Origin of the sequence: Tamlana sp. I1 (assembly GCF_015355625.1) — a bacterium.
Classification (GTDB): Bacteria; Bacteroidota; Bacteroidia; order Flavobacteriales; family Flavobacteriaceae; genus Pseudotamlana.
The window spans coordinates 34,087-55,057 of sequence record NZ_JACLAF010000003.1 but is presented as its reverse complement, the minus strand read 5'-3'; the positions used below and the strand labels follow the sequence as shown (position 1 = coordinate 55,057).

The window sequence follows — 20,971 nt, the reverse complement described above, 5'->3', positions numbered from 1 at the left end:
TTATATCAAATAAGAAATATTTTCTTAAAGCTCCTGTGACTGAAAACAGATCACTGAAAACTATTATTCCCGTTTCTGATTCTCTCGCATTTTATCTAAATTCTCTTTAGTCGCTAAAATGTTAATAATAAACTCGCGTAATTCTTTGGCAAAAAGCGGTAAGTCTTTTTGGTTTAATAGACGAAGGTCGCTAGGACAATGTATGGTATCTAACAGGTTTTTATTCAAAATGTATTACAGCAAAATTAATACTAAAAACATATTTATTTGTTAAATGTGTTTTTTCTCTCAAACCTCTAACATATTTTCGCTCCAAGAATAAAATCCAAAAACATTATGAAAAAATTATTATTAGTATTGTGTCTTGTTAGTTTATCGGTTTCTTGTAGTAAAGACGATGATCCAAAATATTCTGCATCAGATTTAGTAGGTACCTGGACGCTTGTTTCAGATGTAGAGGGTGGATGTCCACGAGAAGAGGTGTATACGGAAACCACAGTGAGTTTAATATTGTACTATGGAACAGATTGTGAATTGAATGATGAAAGTGATGTATTTAGTTATAGTGTTGAGGGGAATTATATTAAGGTTAACAACAGTTCAGTTGAAATACTTGAATTAACAGCTAAAACTTTAAAAATTAAAGTCTTTTATGAGAATGCTGGAGAAACGCATTCTGAAGTAAGGACTTATGTTAAAAAATAAGCTATCTTAAATTTAGTAAAAAGGTCTGTAAATGTATTTTACAGGCCTTTTTTGTTGCTTCATTGGTCGTGGTTGTATTAATTTGAACACCAAACTGCATCCTAAAACCATTATTGAAGGTGGTGTTTTGGCTGATGAAGCCAGTCATTTAATGAAACGTTTTTTTATTGAACGCCCTAACTTGAATTAAATCTTGATTTTTTTGGACACGGATTTTCACTGATGAAAATTTGTTCGTAAACAATTCGTGTCAAAGTATTTTTATTTCAGCTCCTGTGACTGAAAACAGATCACTGAAAACTATTATTCCCGCTTCTGATTCTCTCGCATTTTGTCTAAATTCTCTTTAGTCAGCATATAATCTTTAGGGTCTTTATTTTTCCATTGACGGTAAGCGAATAGAGGAAAAACGATTAAAAAAAGCCCTGAAACACCAAAGCCAATAAGTTTTTCAGAGTAGTCTACATTTAAAGTAAAACCTAAAATAATGCTTGCAAAAGCAGCGATAGTTAGTATAAGAAGAAAGTATTTCATGATGTTTTTAATGCTAACAAGTAAATTTAAAAACCTGAGGTTTTATGAATCGACTTGTAGGGTTATTAATTGACGACGATAGGCCGTTAATAATTTCGATTTCGATATAAAACCGTAATACACGCCATTTTGAGTTACAGGTAAATTCCACGCGCTACTGTCCTGGAATTTCTGCATAATATCGGTCATTTTATCTTTGTCTAGATGAATGATAGCAGGCGGTTTTTGCATGATGTGATTGGCAATAACTTCCTTATACAAGCTGCGGTCGAACATGATAGGACGTAAATCATCTAACAAAATAATACCTTGTAGCTTTCGGGTTTCTTTATCTACCACAGGGAAAATATTTCGTTTTGATTTTATAATGGCTTGATTAACCATTTCTTCTAAATTCATTTCTGGATAAATAGAAATGAAATTGGTTTCAATAACTTTATTAATATCCATTAACGTTAAAACGGCATGATCTTTATCGTGGGTAATTAGCTCGCCTTTCCGACCTAATTCCATGGTGTAAACCGAATGTGGTCTAAAATATTTAGTGATTCCAAATGAAATCGTAGACGTAAGCATTAGCGGAATAAACAGTTCGTAACCTCCAGTAAGTTCTGCAATTAAGAAAATAGCGGTTAAAGGCGCATGCAAAACACCAGCGAGTAAACCAGCCATGCCTACAAGCGTAAAATTACTTTCGGAAATAGGTTCGTTAAGTAGTCCGCAATGGTTTAAAATTTTAGACATGCAATAACCCATAATACTGCCCATAAAAAGAACAGGAGCAAAAATACCACCAACACCTCCAGCGCCAAAAGTTAAGGCACTCGCTATAATTTTAAAAAGGAGAAGACCAATTAGAAGTAAAACAACAATCCAAATGTTTTCTAAATCTAAATGGAATAAATTGGTTTCTAAGGCTTTTTCGGGGTTTCCAACAATTAAATTATTAATTACATCGAAACCTTCACCGTATAAAGGCGGAATTAAAAAGATAAGCACGCCTATGCCTATACCACCAACCGCTAGCTTTTTTATTGGAGAATCTAGTTTGTCAAAAAGTTTTTGAATACGATCGTAAACTTCGGTGAAATAAATAGACACAAATGCAGCAACAACGCCTAGAAGCATGTAAAAAGGGGCATCGGAAATATAAAACTTATCTTCAATCCTAAACGGTAGTAAAACATCGTCGCCAAAGAAAAAGTAAGAGGTTAAGATGGCTGAAAGTGATGCTAATAATAACGGTAACATGGAAGCGATAGTAAGGTCTAAACTAAAAACTTCAATAGCAAAAATAATGGCCGCAATAGGCGCTTTAAAAATGGAACTCATAGCACCAGCTGCCGCGCAACCAATAAGTAAGGTTCTAGAAGATTGATTCATATGAAACATTCTAGAAATGTTAGACCCAAGCGCCGCACCCGTTGCAACCGTAGGACCTTCTAGTCCAACCGAACCACCAAAACCAACTGTAATTGGTGCCGTTAAAATAGAACCAAACATTTGAAAGCGTTTCATAATGCCTTTTCGTTTTGAAATGGCATAAAGCGTAGAAGGAATACCGTGACTTACCTTATGTCTTATCACATATTTCATGATGAGATAAACCATAGTAAAACCTAAAATAGGAAACAAGAAATAAAAAGCATGGTGGTATTGCTCTATAAAATTGCCTTCTAATAAACTTTGTATAAAGTGTGTTAAGTTTTTTAATATCACAGCGCCTACTCCTGCGGCAAAACCTATAATAATACTTAATATGGAAATAAACTGTTTATGGGAGATGTGTTTAGCTCTCCAAATAAGAAATCGCTTTAAAAGGGTTCTTCTAGGCATGATTAAATCTACAAAAAATCCTGCAAGTTGCAGGATTTTTTAAAGTTATGATTTTAAATTGAGTTTTAAACTTAATTCTGTGAGTTGTGCATCGTCAATAGGCGCAGGGGCATCAATCATGACGTCGCGTCCCGAGTTGTTTTTTGGGAAAGCAATAAAATCTCTAATGGTTTCTTGTCCGCCTAAAATGGCTACCAATCTATCTAAACCAAAAGCTAAACCGCCGTGTGGTGGCGCGCCATATTGGAAGGCATCCATTAAGAATCCAAATTGAGCTTTCGCTTCTTCAGGCGTAAATCCTAAATAATCGAACATTAACGATTGGGTTTCTTTATCGTGAATTCTAATCGAACCACCACCAATTTCGTTTCCGTTAAGGACTAAATCGTAAGCGTTGGCTTTTACAGCGCCTGGATCTGTTTTTAATAATTCTAATTGTCCTGGTTTTGGTGAGGTAAACGGATGGTGCATGGCGTGGTAACGCTCGGTTTCTTCATCCCATTCTAATAACGGGAAGTCCATTACCCATAGTGGTGCGAATTCATTTGGTTTACGTAAACCTAATTGTTCGGCTAATTCCATACGTAAGGCACTAAGTTGTGCTCGTACTTTATTTTTATCTCCTGAAAGCACACAAATTAAATCGCCAGGTTTTGCGTTAGTTGCTTCTGCCCATTTGGCTAAATCGTCTTGATCGTAGAATTTATCTACTGAAGATTTATAAGTACCATCGTCATTACAACGTGCGTAAACCATACCTAAAGCACCAATTTGCGGACGCTTAACCCAAGAAATTAATTTATCTATTTCTTTTCTTGTAAAGTTATTTCCGCCAGGAACAGCGATTCCAACAACTAGTTCAGCACTATTAAAAACGCCAAAATCTTTATGTTGAGCAACGGCGTTTAATTCGCCAAACTCCATACCAAAACGGATGTCTGGTTTATCGTTTCCGTATAAACGCATGGCATCGTCGTAAAGCATTCTTGGGAATTTTTCAACTTCAACGCCATTTACTTCTTTAAGTAAGTGACGCGTTAAACCTTCAAAAGCATTTAAAATATCTTCTTGCTCGATAAACGCCATTTCACAATCTATTTGTGTGAATTCTGGTTGTCTGTCGGCACGTAAATCTTCGTCTCTAAAACATTTTACAATCTGGAAATATTTATCCATACCGCCAACCATAAGCAATTGCTTAAAAGTTTGTGGTGATTGTGGCAAAGCGTAAAATTGACCTTCATTCATGCGAGAAGGCACTACAAAATCGCGAGCCCCTTCTGGAGTCGATTTGATTAAGTAAGGTGTTTCAACTTCAATAAAGCCTTCATTAGATAAATAATTTCTAACTTCTTGAGTAACTTTATGTCTAAAAATCAAGCTGTTTTTAACAGGATTTCTTCGAATATCTAAATAACGATATTTCATTCTAATGTCTTCTCCACCATCGGTTTTGTCTTCAATAGTGAAGGGAGGAAGCATCGATTCGTTTAAAATAGTTAATTCTGAAACTAATATTTCAACATCACCCGTTTGAATATTTGGGTTTTTTGATGCACGCTCGATAACGGTTCCTTTTACTTGAATAACAAACTCGCGTCCTAAGTTTTGAGCTTGTTCGATAAGTGCTTTTGAAGTTCTTTCTTCATCAAAAACCAATTGGGTAATACCGTAACGGTCGCGTAAATCTACCCAAACAATAAAACCTTTGTCTCTAGATTTTTGAACCCAGCCTGCAAGTGTTACTTCTGTATTTATATGTGCGGCTCTTAATTCGCCGCAGTTATGACTTCTGTACATAGTGAAAAATTGAGGTGCAAATTTAGTGAATTTAACGAGTCTATAAATGAAAAAAGCTTCAATAATTAAATTGAAGCTTTTCAGCTATTAATCATGTTCTATACATAATTAAAAAATATGTTTTAAATGGCTTAAGAAACCACTTCATTCTTAGTTACTACACGGTCTTTATATAACCACATTTTAAATTTAGTTACTAAATAAAACAGTATTGGCACCACAATTAAAGTTAGGAAGGTAGCCACGAATAAACCGTAAATTACGGTCCATGCTAATGGTCCCCAGAATATCACGTTATCACCACCTACATAAATATGTGGGTTAAATTCACTAAATAAAGAGAAGAAGTTAATGTTTAAACCTGTTGCTAACGGAATTAACCCTAAAATCGTAGTGATTGCGGTTAATAATACAGGACGTAAACGTGCTTTTCCACCTTTTACAATGGCTTCAATTAAATCGCCATCATTTAAATATTGATTGTCTTCCATGTCGTATTCAACTTTCTTTCTATCTATTAAAAGTTGCGTGTAATCTAGGAGAACCACCCCGTTGTTTACTACAATTCCGGCCAGGGAAATAATTCCCATCATGGTCATCATAATAACAAAGGCACTTCCTGTTGCTACAATACCGCCAAATACACCAATTAAACTTAAAAATATAGCCAACATAATGATGCCTGGTTTTGATACCGAGTTGAATTGGAATATTAAAATGAAGAAAATTAAGCCCAATCCTGTAAAAAAGGCGCCCATAAGGAATTTCATTTGTTTATTCTGTTCTTCAATTTGTCCTGTATAATCAATGCTTACGTTATCTGGTTTTTCGGTGAAACTTTGCATTTCATATTGAATTTTAGAAACAATAGCTCCAGCATCTGTAAATCCAGGGGCTAAGGCAGAATACAAGGTTACAACACGTTTTACATCTTTGTGTTTTATAGCGCTAAATCCAGAAGAATTACTGTGTTTTGCTACGGCTGAAACTGGGATTTCTTTCACTTGGCCCGAGGCCATATCTCTAAAGGTCATTTTCTGATTGAAAATAGCACTCGTGTTATAGCGATCTTCCTTATTAAAACGCACATAAATATCGTAATCATCGCCGTCTTTTTTGTAAATGCCCGCTTTAGCTCCAAAAATGGAATTACGTAATTGCTGGCCTACTTGGCTGGAAGACACACCTAATTCTCCAGCTTTTTTTCGGTCGACCACCACTTGCATGGAAGGTTTCGATTTGTTGACATCAATTTTTAATTCATCGATACCTTGAATGTTTTTGGTATTAATGAATTCGCGCATTTTTTCGGCTAGATTAATAAGTTCGCCATAATCTTCACCTTCAATTTCTATATTAATAGGATACCCTGCTGGCGGGCCATTGGCATCTTTTTCAACCGAAATAGTAACACCAGGATAAATATCTTTTAATTCTTCCTGTACTTTTTTAAGTAATTCCTGACTGTCGGCACCTTCACGGAATTTGTATTCGCGCATGGTTGCGGTTATTTTTCCGCGGTGTGGCATTTCGGCTGCCGAACCACCATCGGTTTGTGGATTTCCGGCACCTTCACCAACTTGAGAAACCGCACTTTCTGTTAAGAAATTATAACCATCATGCATGTATATCGGGTCGTTTATAATTTTATAAACACGCTCCTCAATTTCTTTTGTAATGGCATTAGTTTTTTCAATATCGGTACCTTCAGGGTATTCAATATAAGCTATAATTTGATTGGGTTTGTTTTCTGGGAAAAACTCAACTTTGGTACGTTGGCTTGCTACAGAAGCTCCAAAACCAATAAATGCAACAATTAATAATACAAAGGTTGTAATGGAAATAATAGCTGGTTTTTTACCACTAATTGAAAAACGAAGCACGCGTTCGTATAAACGTTCCCAACGTGGTAAGGCGTTGTTTTGGAATTTGTTAGCCCATTTTCTTAGGAATAATCTATAAACCCATAATAAAATAACCGTAAAAATCATTAAAGAGCCTAAACCTCTATACTCGCCGCCAATGATTAAAATAAGCAACCCAATGATTCCAAAAATGACTGAAATCTTAATAATTTGCTTTAACGGCATATTTTTATCTTCCGTGGTCATAAATTGAGAAACCATCACCGAGTTGAAAAAGATAGCCACAAATAATGATGAACCTAAAACAACCGACAATGTTATTGGGAAATATTTCATGAATTCTCCCATAACCCCTGGCCATAACCCTAAAGGGATAAAGGCTGCAACAGTAGTTGCTGTAGAAATAATAATAGGAAATGCAATTTCTCCAATACCTTTTTTGGCTGCTTCAACACGGCCCATGCCTTCTTCTGTCATGAGTCGGTATACGTTCTCTACCACAACAATCCCGTTATCTACAAGCATTCCTAAGCCCATAATTAATCCGAAGAGAATCATGGTATTCATGGTGTAGCCTAAATAGTTTAAAATCATTAACGACATAAACATCGACATAGGGATAGCAAACCCAACAAATAATGCGTTTTTAAAACCTAAGAAGAACATTAATACGGTAACAACCAGTAGGATACCAAAAATAATATTGTTTACTAAATCGTCTACTTGACCAATGGTTTTTGGTGACTGATCGTTGGCGATGGTTACTTTTAAGTCTGGAGGAAATACGTTTTCGGTGGCGTCGTCTACAATTACACGAATTTGTTCGGCAGCAGCTACCATGTTTTTTCCAGCGCGTTTTTTTACATCGAGCATAACCACAGGGTCGCCAAATTCTCTGGCGTAAGTGGTTCTGTCTTCGTCTTTAAAAGTAACTTTTGCAATATCTCTTAAATAGATAGGATTGTTATGTTCCGATTTTACAACGAAGTTTTCAAGCTCGTGCGGATCGGTAATTTCTCCTAATATTCTTATAGTACGTCTTTGGCCGCTTGTAATTAAATTACCAGCAGACATGGTTAAGTTTTCTTTTTTTATGGTATTAATAACATCGTCAAAATTAACGGCAGCAGCCATCATTTTGTAAACATCTACAGCAACTTCAACTTCTTTTTCTTGAGCCCCTCTAATATCAACTTGCTTAATTTCTTGCAGTCCTTCAATTTCATCTTGAAGGTATTCGCCATATTCTTTAAGTTTATCTACAGGATAATCGCCAGAAATATTAATGTTTAGAATGGGCATTTCTTCCGAAAGGCTTAAATCGAACACGTTTGGTTCTACTTTTGCACCATTAAAAATTGGCCAGTCTTCTCCAGATGTTTCTGAATCGACTTCGTCTTTTACTTTTTGTTTCGCCGCTTCAACAGTAATATTTTCATCAAATTCGATGATAATAATCGAGTAATCTTCTTGAGAAGTTGAGGTTACTTCGGTTACATTGCTTACGGTTTTAAGCTTATCTTCTAAAGGATCGGTGATTAGTTTTTCGATATCTTCGGCAGTATTTCCAGGATATATCGAACTGATGTAAATTTTAGTTTCCTTAATTTCTGGGAAGCTTTCTCGGGGCATGCTAAAATAGGCGCCTGCACCTAGAAATAGAATCATAGCAATCAACACATACATGGTTGTTTGGTTGTTGATCGCCCAAGAAGACCAACTAAATTCTTTATTTACTTTGTTTTTCTTTGTAGTCATTAGTCGTTAGTTTTTTTCATTCCCTTGAAAAAGGGAATCTTTTTATACTATGAAACGGATTAATTATACTATGGTTTCCTGCTTTTACAGCAATGGAAAGTCTACTCACTAACCAAAATTTTAACTTCCTGTCCTTCTTTTACACTACGTGCGCCTTCATCGATAATTTCTTGGTCATGCTCAATTCCTGATAAAATTTCAATATAATCACCTTGGGTTTTTCCTGTTTCAATAATTAGGCGTTTTGCTTTGGCACTTTTTCCGTTTTTATCAGCTATGGCATATACATATTGTTGTCCTTCAGCATTTTCAGAAATGATACTTTGCGGAATTAAAATCGCTTTATCGCTGGTATAATCGTTAATTTTTAATCGTGCTGTTAAGTTTGGAATAATAGATTTATCCTTATTAGGCAGCGCGATTTCAACTTTAAAAGTGCGGTTAGCAGGATTGATGTAGCTTCCTGCTTGACGTACTTTGGCGTTTAATTCTTTTCCTAAAACAGGAAAATTTACGGTAACATCTTTTCCTTTGGTAATGTTAGAAATGTAACGCTCTGGTACATCGGTTTCAATGTACATGTCGTCTAGATTTACAATTCTGAATAATTGCGATTGACCTGGAGCTACAACGCTTCCTTGGTCTGTAATCACATCGTCTATAGTTCCAGTAAACGGAGCACGTACTTCGGTTTTAGAGATTTGTTGCTCCAATTGGTTTACGGCTTGCGATTGCGCTTCGTAATTGGCTTTGGCTTGTAAATACTGAATTTCACTACCTATTTTTTGTTCCCATAAACGGTTTTGGCGCTCGTAGGTTGTTTGTGCTAAATTCGCTTGAATTTTTAATTGAGATAATTGCTGACTTAAACCACCATCGTCAATTTTTGCTAAAATTTGACCTTTTTTAACCTGTTGTCCTTCTTTTACATAAACACGCGTTAGTACTCCAGAAAATTCAGGATAAATAACAATGTTTTGGTTGGTGCTTACGTTTCCTTGAAGCTCTACAAAATGATTAAAAACTTCTTCTTTGGCTTTAAAAGTTGTAATTAAAGGAATTTTTGACTGCGGATTTAGTTCTTTAATGGCTGCTTCAATTTCTTTTAATTCTGAAGCGATTTCGTGCGCAGCAGCATCTAATTCTGTTTTCTTTTGGCGTATTTGTTCCAAATCGTTGGTGGCAATAATGTCGTCAACAGATTTTTGACTTTTTGAGCCACAGGAGCTTAATATCATTGTAACAAGGAGTACTGCGTATATGTTTTTCATGGTCATTTTTTACTAATTTATGGTGTTTAAAACGGCGTCTAATTCTGCTTTTTTGTTGATAATGTCAATCATAGCTTGTAAGTATTCCTGCTGTGCAGCGTACAATTGTGTTTGCGCTTGACGTAAATCGAAACTTGATGAAATACCTTCAAAAAACTTGGTTTCATTTTTACGTTCTATACGTTCTGCTAAGTCTAAATTTTGTTTTTTATTGGCATAATCTTCAATAGCATATTGGTATTCACTTTTAGCGCGAGCAATTTCTAATTTGATTTGTTGTTCAACTTCAACAAAAGATTCGTTTGCTTTTTCTAAATCAATTCGAGCTTCTTGAGTTGCAGAAGAGCGACCTAAAGAGCTAAATATTGGAATGTTTAAACTCACCCCAAACATGGATGAAGCATACCATTTTTGGTTGCTTCTAAAAAAAGCAAAGTCTTCACCAAAGGCACTGTAGCCTCCATTTACAAAGGCGCTAAGTGTTGGCATGCCTTTACTCATGGCTAGTTTTACAAGTAAATCTTTGCTTTCAACTTCGTTTTCGGCAATTAGGTAATCAATGTTATTTTCTACACTATCGTCGGCTGCTAAAGCTTCAAGCGAGGTGTATTGTAAACTTAGAATTTCAAGATTGTCTGTTAATACGGTAGGCGCGTTTAAATCGATACCCAATGTAATATTAAACATTTGGTATGCTAAAAGTTTAAGGCGTTTTACATTGTTGTAATCACTCATTAAACTTGAAAGTGTAATTTGCATTTGTTCCACACTTTCTTCTTCTTCCAAACCGTTTTCAAAAGTTTTTTGAATTTCTTCTAAGTTCGATTCTAGAATAGCTTTATTGCTCTCAAGAATTTTTATACTTTCTTCAGTTAGTAAAACATTTCCGTAGGCGTTAATGACTGCTTTTCTAACTTCCAGATCGGTTTTAGTTTTAGCGTTTTCAGAAATTTCTAAATAGACTTTTGAAGCTTTTAAAGCAACCAAATAAGAACCGTCGAAAATTAATTGACTTAAAGTCGCTGTGGCGTTAATATTTTGTTTTGGACTAAACTCTACCGGAACAAACTCGCCAGGATTTCCTCCAGTTATTTCTGCGGGCAGTAGCGATACTTGCTGTTTTAACCAGTTTTGGTAATCTACAGCTCCGTTAATTTGAGGTAAACCTGTAGCGGTAGCTTGCCATTTTTCTTCTTTAGCCATGTCTATATCTCTCGAGGCATTTTTTACACTACGGTTATTTATTAACGCATAGTCTATAGCTTCTTGCAGGCTAAAAGGCATGGTGTTGTCTTGCGAAAACCCTGAAATAGCAAATAGTAAACTAAAAAATACAATTAGTTTATTCTTCATTTTTATGATTGATTAGATGTTATATATTTATTTAATATTTGTAGGCCTTCGTCGGCAACAATGGCTCTTAAGTGGTATTCTAAATAGTTTTCCATAAGGTAATCCATGGTAAATAATTCTAAAGGAAAAACCGTTTGATTTTTCAAACCAGACATGCCATTAAAATACATTCTAGAAATAAAATCGACATCAATTTCTTTTCTAAATAAGTTCATGTCTACGCCTTTTTGAATGCTTTCTTTAACACAGACTTGCATTTTTTCAAACTGTTTTAAATGTAGGCGTTCGGCAATTCGAGGATAGTATTTTTGCAGTTGAAATTGCGAAGACGATTTTTCGTTTTTTAAATAATTTAAAACAAATACTTTAATCGCATATAATTCTTCAATGGGGTTTTTAGAACAATTGCAAATGGTGTCTATGCCTTCGGAAATGTTTTCAAAAACGTTAAAAGCAACCGCCTCCACTAGTTTAGTTTTATTTGCGAAATGCACATAAATGGTTTTTTTAGATATGCCAATATGATTGGCGATATCGTCCATAGTAATACTTTTAAACCCGTAGTTTAAAAATAGTTCTTTCGATGCTGTTATTATTTTATCCTTCATAAGAAGCTGCAAATGTACTCATGGAAACTTTAAAAACCAAAAAAGTTTCCGTAGTTTTAACATTTATTTAATAGTAATTTCACACAGAAACTTTTTAATAAGCCGAATTGGTTTATTTTTGTGCGATGCTTTCAATAGAAAAATACCAAGAAGAATTTATAGAGTTTTTAGAAAATTATTCGATAGTTAAAGCGCCCGAGGGACTGTATCAACCTGTTGAATATATTTTAAATTTAGGCGGAAAACGCTTAAGGCCAGTGCTTACCATAATGACTGCACATATTTTTAGCAGCGATTATAAAAAAGCCTTTAACGCAGCTTTAAGTATTGAAGTGTTTCATAATTTTTCCTTAGTTCATGACGATATTATGGACGATGCGCCACTGCGTAGAGGGTTTCAAACCGTGCATGAAAAGTGGAATATTAACACCGGGATTCTCTCTGGTGATGCTATGCTAATTATGGCATATCAGCTTTTTGAACGTTATGAAGCGCATATTTTTCAAGACTTGGCCAAATTGTTTAGCAAAACCGCTTTAGAGGTTTGTGAAGGTCAGCAATACGATATCGATTTTGAAACTAGAAACGATGTAACCATTCCAGAGTATTTAAAAATGATTGAATACAAAACCGCGGTTTTAGTAGGCGCGGCTATGAAAATGGGTGCAATTGTTGCTCAAGCATCAGAAGAAGACCAACAAAATATTTACGATTTTGGTCGCTATTTAGGAATTGCATTTCAATTGCAAGACGATTATTTAGATGCTTTTGGCGATCCGAAAACCTTTGGAAAGCAGGTTGGAGGTGATATTATTGAAAACAAAAAAACCTATTTGTATTTAAAAGCAGTCGAGTTTTCTGAAGTTTCAGAACGTGCAGAATTACAAAATTTATTTGCTTCAACAGTTGAAGATGTTTCAGCTAAAATTGAAAGATCTAAGGTTATTTTTCAATCGTCTGGTTCCGCGGAAGCGACAAAAAATGCCATTTTAGAATATACCAATAAAGCTTTCGATGTTTTAGATGCCTTGAATATTTCGGAAGATAAAAAGGAATTGCTTAAAGATTTTGGAAGTAATTTAATGAACAGAACGGTATAAATATTTAAATTTTTATTTCAGCGGAAGCGGAAATCCACCTTATGAAGTTACCAACTACTTTTGAAAATTTAATTGAAGAAGCCAACCAATTGGATTTGTATAAAAAATTGATTCAACAGTTAAATAAGGATTTCCTTTTAGCTAATGTGGACTTAGATTTTCATGAAGATATACTGCCTTCAAGTTTAAAACTCTTGCTGCATGAAACTGTTTTTAGATTGATTCAGGAAAAATTCACAGAATATCTAAACCTATTATATATTATTGATGTTTCTGAAAATCAGGTTAAAGCATTGGATGGTGATGATGTTTTAAAACTTTCGGAAGATGTTGCTTTTTTAATTCTTCGTCGTGAATGGCAGAAGGTTTGGTTTAAAAACAAATATTAAATTTTAATTAGGATAAGTTTGTCCGAATTAAAAATATTGCTTATCTTTGTGTAGAAATTAACTAGAATATGTTTTCAAAAGCTTGCGAATATGGTATTAAAGCCGCAATTTTTATTGCCACTAAATCCTATGAAGGTGAGCGTGTAAGTCCGAAAGAGATTGCACAGGAAATAGATTCGCCTCAAGCTTTTACAGCAAAAATTCTACAAGCTTTAGTAAAAAACGATGTGGTATCATCTGTAAAAGGCGCTTATGGTGGTTTTGAAATTGATAAAAGCCAGATATCGAGCATTAAGTTATCGCAAATTGTAAATGCTATTGATGGCGATAGTATTTATAACGGTTGTGGCCTTGGGCTTCATACTTGTGATGAAGCGCACCCTTGTCCGGTTCACGACAAATTTAAAGCCATACGAAACGATTTAAAACTCATGTTGGAAAATACGAGTTTGGAAGAATTAGCATTAAACATTAAGTCTGGCGTATCATTTTTAAAGGTTTAGAAAATAGTTGAGTTTCACTCAAAAAAAATTTGAATATAAATAGGATAAATTTATCCGAAATAAGCAATATTATGGAAGTATTAAGTAATAACGCTCAAAAACAAATTGGGCAATTTGTGGCAGAAGATTTTAGAACAGCAGCTGTATTTAGTAATTACGGAATCGATTTTTGTTGTAGGGGACATAGAACGGTTGAGGAAGTTTGCGAAAAAAACAACATTGACCCGAATGATTTATTAGATAAATTAGAAGCTGTTTTAAGTACGAAAACAGGAGAAACTACCGATTATAAATCGTGGCCTTTAGATTTATTGGCTGATTATATCGAGAAAAAACACCACAGATATGTGGAGGAAAAAATACCAGTGCTATTACAGTTTTTAACAAAGCTTTGTAAAGTACACGGCGAAAGACATCCCGAATTATTTGAAATTAACGCACTTTTTACCGCATCGGCAGGCGAATTAGCATCGCATTTAAAGAAAGAAGAATTAATTCTTTTTCCTTTTGTGAAAAAAATGGTGGCTGCAACTTTAAGTCAAGGCGCTATTGAATCGCCTCAATTTGGAACGGTAGAAAACCCTATTGCCATGATGATGGAAGAACACGATAATGAAGGTGTGCGTTTTAGAAAAATTGCCGAGTTAACCAATAATTACAATCCGCCAGCAGACGCTTGTAATACGTTTAGAGTTACTTATGCCATGCTTGAAGAATTTGAGCAGGATTTACATAAGCACATACATTTAGAAAACAATATTTTATTCCCACAAGCTATTAAGTTGGAAAAACAATTTCATTAATTGTTTGAATAGAATATTAACCACTTAAAAAATCCAGAAGGGTGAACTTTCTGGATTTTTTTATTCAAATAATTGGCTAATTGTTTTCATTGGTAAAAACATTTTACCACTATCTGGAAGTTTTATAAAGCCATATTTTAGATAAAAGCTTTCTGCTTCTTTGTCTATTGGATCTGCAACTACGGCAAATGAACCTATGGTTTTAGATATGTCGTAGCTTCTTTTTAACGCATCTATTAATAGTAACTTTCCGATTCCTTGTCCTTGAAATTTATCGTCTATTGCTAACCTTCCAAGTAAAGTAGTAGGGATAGAATGATAAGTTCTTGGTAGTTTTTTTTGGATTCGAGCTGGAATAAATTCTAAAGGAATACTATTGTTTGATAGCGTATAATATCCTTTTATTAGATTGGTATTGGCATCATTAATTACAAAACAAGCCGAAAGTTTTCTTTTAATATCCTGATTTGCTTGTTTGTGTATGTAGGTGTCTAAAAGTTCTTTTCCACAAGAAAAGGCTGATTTTTTATGTGAAGAATTTAAAGGTTCTGATAATTGACTCATTAAGTAAAAAGCGCTTTAAATTCATCGGCAGCTTTAGAAAGTTCTTGGTTTGGTGCTTTTGGATTTAACACAGCATCAAAAAATATCTCGCTATCTTTTTGAGAAGCCAAAACACGTTCGCTTTCCGATATAATTTCTTTAGCTTTTTCTTGAACAGCCACCACAACAAAGTCGGTTAAACTTCTATAACCACCTAATTGCGCTGCTCTTTCAAAAAGAACTTTTTGTTCTTTGGTAAGTCGCGTATCAAACCTTGCGTTTTTAGTATTTAAATCTTTTGTTGCCATAATAAACCTTTTTTACAAATGTACGTTTTATTTACGTACTAATTAATTTTGTTGTACGCTTTTTTAACGTACGAAAATTTATTTGTAACAAAAGATAAGGAATTTTACTAATTACAAAAGCGCAATAACTATTCCTGTTAGCCCAATAATGGCACAAAGTGGGGAGTAAAATTTGGTGTCGTATTTGGCGAAGGTGGTGTTTTTTACAGTTTTAAAAAATCCAACATATTTAAATTCGCCTAAAGCGCGTAAAATAAATATTAAGGGAATAATCCAGCTAGCATATTTAATAATTCCTTGCGGAAGCTGCCAGGGTACAAGTCCAGATTTAAGAATGTAAAACATCCCAAAAAGTGTTAGTCCTATAGCGACGATAGCGCTATCTATTTTTTTCGGATTTAAAACGCGTTCTCCAGTTTCTTTGGTTGGTAAAGCTTCTGCAAACCCAAATTTACCACCAAAAAACCAATTGAAGTGAATTAGGCCAAGTCCAATAAATACAATGCTTAAAAAGAGGGATAAAATCATGAGTAAAGAAATTTGTTACTTACAACTTATTTAAATTAAAAAGACCTCGCTTCAATTTCAAAATTCATTGAGAGAAGCAAGGTCATATCTTAAAAAGATTAATAGCAAGGCAAAACTAATGTTTTTTCTCACAAATCAAAATATTTAATGTGAAGTTAATGTAAAACTTATTAACAAATGTTAATTGTACTTCACCTTCCTTAAAATACGCAAGGTTTCTTTATAAAGTCTATAAACCTCTCCGTTGTAGTTTTTTAGGTAGGGTTTTGCTTCTGTAAGTTTATTGATGGCATTTTCAAACTGATTGAGGTAGCAAATTAAATAAGTTGCAGGCAGGTTATTTAAATCGATTTCTTCTGCAGCAGTAAGGGCTATTCCTTTTTTAAGTTTTTCTAAAATGGCATTGTTAGCATTATAGATGTGGTGTAATGCTTTTTTGTCGAATTTAGGAGGAACAAACAATAAAGTGGTTTCAATATTGTATTGGGCATTGTCTTCAAAATTAATAACAGTTTCTTCTAAAGGGTAATATCTGGTAGTGTTTTGAAGGCCTAAATTCACATATTCAATAATTTTAAACTGGTTGTCGGTTATGGTTATGGAAACTTCATCTAAAGCCGAAAAAAACAAACGTACTTGTTCATTTATCAGTTCTAAATCTACTCTAGAGTAGAATATGTCATTTTTCACAAGCTTTTTTTGCCCAGCCCAACAAACCACAAAATATTCTTTAAAAACTTTGTACTGCGCGTTGTAATCTACACGACTATTCATAAAATCGAAAACGCCATCAAGGGTATGCTCAATATTGTTTTGTGAATTGTTTTCTATAGATTGTACAATTTTAGAATTCACATCCTTAATTTCAATATCGAAAACTTTAGGCATGCTTATACTGCCATCTCTAAAAAAGACCGAACCTCCAAAATATTTCCAAATGTTTTTTCTAAGCGAGGTAATTTTATCATTAGGTCTTATTGTAACCAAGCCAACAAATTTATTGTTGGGCAAATGTGGAAACGGAATGTTCTCGTATTGTACTATAGGCGGATTGGTTAAATAGGCATTGATGAGGTTTTGAATTTTGCTATCATCAAAAAAATCGACACCAATAATCGCGTTATCATCGTCTTCAACCCCAATAACGATAAAGGAATTGTTTTTAGGATTGCTATTAGAAAGCGCGCAAACATGTTTTAAAAATTTTGCCTTCCCTTCTTTTTGTCCAATATCAATTTTACGTTTTTTGTCGTAAAAACTATTCTCATCATTATGAGCCAAAAGGTGTTTTATGAGTAGGCGTTTGTTAATCATTTGACGATTGTCTATTTTTTATTATTTATTCAAGTTTAATCAAATTTTGCGCCCTTGCGATTTGAGTGTTTTAAATAATTCATGAATTTTGAAAGTTGATTAATAAGATCATCAGCTTTGTTATTTAGTTTTTGATAAGTTATTTTATCAATATGATTTCTGTTATAACATCTTAATAATTGCGCTTTTGTTTCACAACAAGAACCTTTTGAAAATGATAAAAACATAATAAATTCTTTATTACCTCCTCTTCCAAAACCTTCTGCAATATTATCCATTACAGAGCCTGATGAACCATTTATTTGTTCTCTTAATTTATAATCTTTGCTAAGTGTTGTATGTGTTATAGTATTCCAAATATCGTCACAAAAGCTGGTGGCTTCTTTATAAACTTCTAAACTTTCAAACGAACTATAATGTGCCATATACCTTGAATAAATAATGAAAATAAATAATAATTAATGCATTTAAAACTTCTTATTCACTATCGAGCTATTGGCTTGCGCCGTTGGAAATACTAATAAATCGGCAATATTTACATGAGCGGGTCTGGAAACGGTAAAATAAATAATATCAGCAATGTCTTTGGCTTCAAGCGCCTTAAATCCTTTGTAAACCGAATTAGCTTCTTCGCCGCCTTTAAAACGCACTTGCGAAAATTCGGTTTGCACCAAACCTGGATTTATAGCACTTACTTTTATTCCGTAAGGGTTTAAGTCAATACGCATGCCTTCAGTAATAGCTAAAACCGCATGTTTACTGGCGCAATACACATTACCTTTGGCGTAAACTTCTTTGCCTGCCGAAGAGCCAATGTTAATTATATGTCCAGATTGACGCGCAGTCATTTGAGGGATAATGGCCTTACTCACATAAAGCAAGCCTTTTACGTTGATATCCATCATGGCATCCCAATCGTCCAGATTGCCATCGTGAATGGGGTCTAAACCATGGGCGTTTCCTGCGTTATTCACTAAAATGTCAATGTTTTTAAAAGGTTCTGGAATCGAAGCAATTGCTTTAAGGGTTTCGGCTTTATCGCGCACATCAAAATTTAAAATATGTACTAAAGTAAGCTTTTCTAAAGCCGTTTTAATGGTGTTTAGACGTTCTACACGCCTTCCGCAAAGAATTAAATGAATGCCTTGTTTTGCAAATTCGTAAGCGGTAGCTTCACCAATTCCGCTAGTTGCTCCTGTTATTAGGGCAATTTTACTCATTTATTAAAGTATTTACACTAACTTAATAGCTGTTAATTAATTTATTAGCATTTCGTACATAAAAATAAATAAACTGATTTTAATATAGTAGTCTTGAGCGTGAATTAAATTTTAAGGCTTATTTAATTGTTTGAAATCTATAGTTTCTAAAATAAAAACATCCTAAAACAAGATATGGCTCGTATATAATTTTGTATAACAATTTTAAACATAAAAAGAAAACATTATGATTAGTATCAAAAGATTTGCATTAATTCTACCCTTACTTTTTTTAAGCTTTTTAGTGGCTTGTAATGATTCAGAGTCAGATTCGATTAAAAAAGGTGATCCAACTATTTCTATTAGGCTTGTGGATGCGCCTGGAGATTATGAAGCCGTCAATGTTGAAATTGTTGACGTGATGATTAAAATGGATAACAATGCTGAAGACGAAGAAGGTTGGATGTCATTAGAGGTTGATTCAGGAATTGTAAACCTTTTAGACTTTACAGGCGGGATGAGTAAAGTGCTTGTGGAAAGATTTCCAATTCCAGAAGGGACTTTAAGTCAGATGAGATTGGTTCTAGGTGACGGGAATACCATTGTTATTAAAAATGATAATGATCAAGATGAAACTTATGATTTGAAAACACCTAGTGCCCAGCAATCTGGATTGAAGCTTAAAATAAATGAAGACATTGAAGCAGGTTATGCTTATGATTTTATTTTAGATTTTGATGTTGCTAAATCTATTGTGCATGCTGGAAATTCGGATAATATTATATTAAAGCCTGTTCTTTATGCGAGTTTAGAAACAAATTCAGGAATTATTGAAGGTACTGTTTCACCATCTACCATGCCTGCTATGGCGCATGTTTTAGTTGATGATATGGGGACTGAAGATACCGAGGATGATTTTGTTATTACTGCATTAACAGATGAAAATGGAAGTTTCGCATTATGGGGCGTGCCAGCTGGTACATATGATGTTATAGTTACTCCAATTGATGACGCATCAGAATATGATTATGGTATTGCAGAAGGTGTTGTTGTAGTTAATGGAGAAAAAACCGTTATTGCAAGTCCAATTGAGTTAATGCTTAAAAAAGGAACAATTAGCGGAACCATTAGTGGCTTAGCAGAAGGTGTAGTTGCAACAGTAGCAATAAATGACGAAGCTTTAACTGCCGTTGAAACTGATAATGAAAATCAATACATTATAGAAGGTGTGGCCTCAGGAGCATATACGTTAACAATTAGCGCAACGGGATATGTTACTCAAAATATAGAAATTACAGTAGAGTCTGGAGAAAATGAAATTGTAAATGCTACGATGAGTTTAGTTCCGTAATTTAGATTTTATAACCTGTTTTAAAAAGAGCAATATCATATGGTATTGCTCTTTTTAAGTTATTATTAACTCATTAAAGCCTTATATTTTAACCAATTGTTAACAAGGTTTAAAGATTTTTTTTAACACTTTGCATAGCTCAAAAAAGGAAAGTATATTCGGGCTTTTAATTAAACAAAAAATGATGGAAGAAACAGGTTCAATTGATATTAAGTCAATTAACGAAAAAATTGAAAAGGAAAGTGCTTTTGTAGATTTACTAATGCTAGAAATTAATAAAGTAATAGTAGGTCAAAAACACATGGTCGAGCGTTTACTTATTGGTTTGTTAGGGCAAGGGCATATTTTATTAGAAGGGGTGCCTGGTTTGGCAAAAACACTTGCTATTAATACATTGTCTCAAGCGGTAGATGGTAGTTTTAGTCGTATTCAGTTTACTCCAGATTTATTACCTGCCGATGTTACAGGAACATTAATCTATAACATGAAGCTGAATGATTTCTCAATTAAAAAAGGACCCATTTTTGCAAATTTTGTATTGGCAGATGAGATTAACAGAGCGCCAGCAAAAGTGCAATCGGCTTTATTAGAAGCCATGCAAGAAAAGCAGGTGACTATTGGTGATGAAACTTTTAAATTGGATAAACCATTTTTAGTTATGGCAACCATGAACCCGGTTGAGCAAGAAGGAACTTATCCCTTACCTGAAGCGCAAGTCGATCGTTTTATGTTAAAAACAGTGATTGATTATCCTAAAATTGCCGACGAGCAACTTATTATGAGAGCCAATTTAAAAGGCGCTTGGGAAAAAGTAAATCCTGTGGTTTCTGTGTCTCAAATTTTAAGAGCACAAGAAGTAGTTCGTGAGGTTTACATGGACGAAAAAATTGAAAAATATATTTTGGATATCATCTTCGCAACCCGTTATCCAGAGAAATATAAATTGGGCGATTTAAAACCATTAATTTCATTTGGAGCATCACCACGTGGTAGTATCAATTTAGCAACGGCTGCAAAATGTTACGCTTTTATTAAACGTCGAGGATATGTGATTCCTGAAGATGTTCGCGCCGTAGTTTACGATGTGTTAAGACACAGAATCGGGATTACTTACGAAGCTGAAGCTGAAAATATAACCTCGGTAGATATTATCAATAAAATTGTAAACGAGATAGAAGTTCCTTAAAATTGACAATTGATAAA

At 34.2% G+C, this 20,971-nt stretch carries 21 protein-coding genes and 1 pseudogene; 8 read left to right on the top strand and 14 right to left on the bottom strand.

Features of this window, described 5'->3' with window-relative positions; genetic code table 11:
* Positions 1 to 63: 63 nt before the first annotated feature.
* Positions 64 to 228 carry a hypothetical protein gene (locus H6X70_RS03115; RefSeq protein ID WP_194766220.1) on the bottom strand — a complete coding sequence of 55 codons (165 nt, stop codon included), beginning with the start codon at positions 226 to 228 and terminating at the stop codon, positions 64 to 66.
* A gap of 108 nt (positions 229 to 336) precedes the next feature.
* Between H6X70_RS03115 and H6X70_RS03110 the strand changes: the two genes are divergently transcribed.
* Positions 337 to 705, top strand: coding sequence for a hypothetical protein (locus H6X70_RS03110; RefSeq protein WP_194766219.1), 369 nt, complete (start codon positions 337 to 339; stop codon positions 703 to 705).
* A gap of 67 nt (positions 706 to 772) precedes the next feature.
* Positions 773 to 895 (top strand): annotated as a pseudogene (locus H6X70_RS03105) (nucleoside deaminase); the annotation flags it as partial.
* Between the two features lie 113 nt (positions 896 to 1,008).
* Here the strand turns inward: H6X70_RS03105 and H6X70_RS03100 are convergent.
* The 7 genes from H6X70_RS03100 to H6X70_RS03070 form a co-directional block, all read right to left on the bottom strand.
* A complete protein-coding gene (locus tag H6X70_RS03100) occupies positions 1,009 to 1,239 on the bottom strand; it encodes a hypothetical protein (protein WP_194766218.1) in 231 nt (76 codons plus the stop codon).
* Between the two features lie 42 nt (positions 1,240 to 1,281).
* Positions 1,282 to 3,075: a chloride channel protein gene (locus H6X70_RS03095; protein WP_194766217.1), complete on the bottom strand. Its 1,794-nt coding sequence runs from the start codon at positions 3,073 to 3,075 to the stop codon at positions 1,282 to 1,284.
* A gap of 45 nt (positions 3,076 to 3,120) precedes the next feature.
* Positions 3,121 to 4,875 carry an aspartate--tRNA ligase gene (gene aspS / locus H6X70_RS03090; RefSeq protein ID WP_194766216.1) on the bottom strand — a complete coding sequence of 585 codons (1,755 nt, stop codon included), beginning with the start codon at positions 4,873 to 4,875 and terminating at the stop codon, positions 3,121 to 3,123.
* A 131-nt stretch (positions 4,876 to 5,006) separates the two neighbouring features.
* Positions 5,007 to 8,498 carry an efflux RND transporter permease subunit gene (locus H6X70_RS03085; protein ID WP_194766215.1) on the bottom strand — a complete coding sequence of 1,164 codons (3,492 nt, stop codon included), beginning with the start codon at positions 8,496 to 8,498 and terminating at the stop codon, positions 5,007 to 5,009.
* 101 nt (positions 8,499 to 8,599) lie between these two features.
* Positions 8,600 to 9,769: an efflux RND transporter periplasmic adaptor subunit gene (locus H6X70_RS03080; RefSeq protein WP_194766214.1), complete on the bottom strand. Its 1,170-nt coding sequence runs from the start codon at positions 9,767 to 9,769 to the stop codon at positions 8,600 to 8,602.
* A 12-nt stretch (positions 9,770 to 9,781) separates the two neighbouring features.
* Entirely contained in the window at positions 9,782 to 11,122 is a 1,341-nt protein-coding gene (locus H6X70_RS03075; RefSeq protein WP_194766213.1) for a TolC family protein, read from the bottom strand.
* A gap of 2 nt (positions 11,123 to 11,124) precedes the next feature.
* Positions 11,125 to 11,730 carry a TetR/AcrR family transcriptional regulator gene (locus H6X70_RS03070; protein WP_194766212.1) on the bottom strand — a complete coding sequence of 202 codons (606 nt, stop codon included), beginning with the start codon at positions 11,728 to 11,730 and terminating at the stop codon, positions 11,125 to 11,127.
* A gap of 125 nt (positions 11,731 to 11,855) precedes the next feature.
* Here H6X70_RS03070 and H6X70_RS03065 point away from each other — a divergent pair, with 125 nt between their 5' ends.
* From H6X70_RS03065 to ric, 4 genes are all read left to right on the top strand, one after another.
* Positions 11,856 to 12,830, top strand: coding sequence for a polyprenyl synthetase family protein (locus H6X70_RS03065; protein ID WP_194766211.1), 975 nt, complete (start codon positions 11,856 to 11,858; stop codon positions 12,828 to 12,830).
* Between the two features lie 41 nt (positions 12,831 to 12,871).
* On the top strand, positions 12,872 to 13,219 hold the full coding sequence (locus H6X70_RS03060; RefSeq protein ID WP_194766210.1) for a hypothetical protein: 348 nt from the start codon (positions 12,872 to 12,874) through the stop codon (positions 13,217 to 13,219).
* 68 nt (positions 13,220 to 13,287) lie between these two features.
* Positions 13,288 to 13,722 (top strand): RrF2 family transcriptional regulator, encoded by a 435-nt coding sequence (locus H6X70_RS03055; protein ID WP_194766209.1) that lies wholly within the window; start codon positions 13,288 to 13,290, stop codon positions 13,720 to 13,722.
* Between the two features lie 71 nt (positions 13,723 to 13,793).
* Positions 13,794 to 14,525 carry an iron-sulfur cluster repair di-iron protein gene (ric, locus tag H6X70_RS03050; RefSeq protein WP_194766208.1) on the top strand — a complete coding sequence of 244 codons (732 nt, stop codon included), beginning with the start codon at positions 13,794 to 13,796 and terminating at the stop codon, positions 14,523 to 14,525.
* Between the two features lie 60 nt (positions 14,526 to 14,585).
* Here ric and H6X70_RS03045 read toward each other — a convergent pair whose 3' ends face one another.
* From H6X70_RS03045 to H6X70_RS03020, 6 genes are all read right to left on the bottom strand, one after another.
* The gene (locus H6X70_RS03045) at positions 14,586 to 15,089 is read right to left on the bottom strand and encodes a GNAT family N-acetyltransferase (RefSeq protein WP_194766207.1); all 504 of its coding nucleotides are present in this window, start codon (positions 15,087 to 15,089) and stop codon (positions 14,586 to 14,588) included.
* Positions 15,089 to 15,376 (bottom strand): DUF1778 domain-containing protein, encoded by a 288-nt coding sequence (locus H6X70_RS03040; protein WP_194766206.1) that lies wholly within the window; start codon positions 15,374 to 15,376, stop codon positions 15,089 to 15,091. Before H6X70_RS03040 ends, H6X70_RS03045 begins: the two co-directional genes overlap by 1 nt.
* 111 nt (positions 15,377 to 15,487) lie before the next feature.
* Entirely contained in the window at positions 15,488 to 15,904 is a 417-nt protein-coding gene (locus tag H6X70_RS03035) for a DUF3995 domain-containing protein (RefSeq protein WP_194766205.1), read from the bottom strand.
* 180 nt (positions 15,905 to 16,084) lie between these two features.
* On the bottom strand, positions 16,085 to 17,218 hold the full coding sequence (locus tag H6X70_RS03030; protein WP_194766204.1) for an ATP-binding protein: 1,134 nt from the start codon (positions 17,216 to 17,218) through the stop codon (positions 16,085 to 16,087).
* A 35-nt stretch (positions 17,219 to 17,253) separates the two neighbouring features.
* Entirely contained in the window at positions 17,254 to 17,643 is a 390-nt protein-coding gene (locus H6X70_RS03025; RefSeq protein WP_194766203.1) for a four helix bundle protein, read from the bottom strand.
* Positions 17,644 to 17,685: 42 nt separating this feature from the next.
* Complete coding sequence (locus H6X70_RS03020) at positions 17,686 to 18,438, bottom strand: SDR family NAD(P)-dependent oxidoreductase (protein ID WP_194766202.1); 753 nt, start codon at positions 18,436 to 18,438, stop codon at positions 17,686 to 17,688.
* Between the two features lie 226 nt (positions 18,439 to 18,664).
* Between H6X70_RS03020 and H6X70_RS03015 the strand changes: the two genes are divergently transcribed.
* Positions 18,665 to 19,768, top strand: a complete 1,104-nt coding sequence (locus H6X70_RS03015) for a DUF4382 domain-containing protein (RefSeq protein ID WP_194766201.1) — start codon at positions 18,665 to 18,667, stop codon at positions 19,766 to 19,768.
* A 184-nt stretch (positions 19,769 to 19,952) separates the two neighbouring features.
* Positions 19,953 to 20,954 carry an AAA family ATPase gene (locus tag H6X70_RS03010; RefSeq protein WP_410529807.1) on the top strand — a complete coding sequence of 334 codons (1,002 nt, stop codon included), beginning with the start codon at positions 19,953 to 19,955 and terminating at the stop codon, positions 20,952 to 20,954.
* Positions 20,955 to 20,971: the final 17 nt, after the last annotated feature.

Bases quoted from the DNA above. Each gene is read 5' to 3' on its own strand.
- H6X70_RS03110 (WP_194766219.1), top strand. From the start codon at position 337: ATGAAAAAATTATTATTAGTATTGTGTCTTGTTAGTTTATCGGTTTCT.
- H6X70_RS03100 (WP_194766218.1), bottom strand. From the start codon at position 1,239: ATGAAATACTTTCTTCTTATACTAACTATCGCTGCTTTTGCAAGCATT.
- H6X70_RS03095 (WP_194766217.1), bottom strand. From the start codon at position 3,075: ATGCCTAGAAGAACCCTTTTAAAGCGATTTCTTATTTGGAGAGCTAAA.
- aspS (WP_194766216.1), bottom strand. From the start codon at position 4,875: ATGTACAGAAGTCATAACTGCGGCGAATTAAGAGCCGCACATATAAAT.
- H6X70_RS03085 (WP_194766215.1), bottom strand. From the start codon at position 8,498: ATGACTACAAAGAAAAACAAAGTAAATAAAGAATTTAGTTGGTCTTCT.
- H6X70_RS03080 (WP_194766214.1), bottom strand. From the start codon at position 9,769: ATGAAAAACATATACGCAGTACTCCTTGTTACAATGATATTAAGCTCC.
- H6X70_RS03075 (WP_194766213.1), bottom strand. From the start codon at position 11,122: ATGAAGAATAAACTAATTGTATTTTTTAGTTTACTATTTGCTATTTCA.
- H6X70_RS03070 (WP_194766212.1), bottom strand. From the start codon at position 11,730: ATGAAGGATAAAATAATAACAGCATCGAAAGAACTATTTTTAAACTAC.
- H6X70_RS03065 (WP_194766211.1), top strand. From the start codon at position 11,856: ATGCTTTCAATAGAAAAATACCAAGAAGAATTTATAGAGTTTTTAGAA.
- H6X70_RS03060 (WP_194766210.1), top strand. From the start codon at position 12,872: ATGAAGTTACCAACTACTTTTGAAAATTTAATTGAAGAAGCCAACCAA.
- H6X70_RS03055 (WP_194766209.1), top strand. From the start codon at position 13,288: ATGTTTTCAAAAGCTTGCGAATATGGTATTAAAGCCGCAATTTTTATT.
- ric (WP_194766208.1), top strand. From the start codon at position 13,794: ATGGAAGTATTAAGTAATAACGCTCAAAAACAAATTGGGCAATTTGTG.
- H6X70_RS03045 (WP_194766207.1), bottom strand. From the start codon at position 15,089: ATGAGTCAATTATCAGAACCTTTAAATTCTTCACATAAAAAATCAGCC.
- H6X70_RS03040 (WP_194766206.1), bottom strand. From the start codon at position 15,376: ATGGCAACAAAAGATTTAAATACTAAAAACGCAAGGTTTGATACGCGA.
- H6X70_RS03035 (WP_194766205.1), bottom strand. From the start codon at position 15,904: ATGATTTTATCCCTCTTTTTAAGCATTGTATTTATTGGACTTGGCCTA.
- H6X70_RS03030 (WP_194766204.1), bottom strand. From the start codon at position 17,218: ATGATTAACAAACGCCTACTCATAAAACACCTTTTGGCTCATAATGAT.
- H6X70_RS03025 (WP_194766203.1), bottom strand. From the start codon at position 17,643: ATGGCACATTATAGTTCGTTTGAAAGTTTAGAAGTTTATAAAGAAGCC.
- H6X70_RS03020 (WP_194766202.1), bottom strand. From the start codon at position 18,438: ATGAGTAAAATTGCCCTAATAACAGGAGCAACTAGCGGAATTGGTGAA.
- H6X70_RS03015 (WP_194766201.1), top strand. From the start codon at position 18,665: ATGATTAGTATCAAAAGATTTGCATTAATTCTACCCTTACTTTTTTTA.
- H6X70_RS03010 (WP_410529807.1), top strand. From the start codon at position 19,953: ATGGAAGAAACAGGTTCAATTGATATTAAGTCAATTAACGAAAAAATT.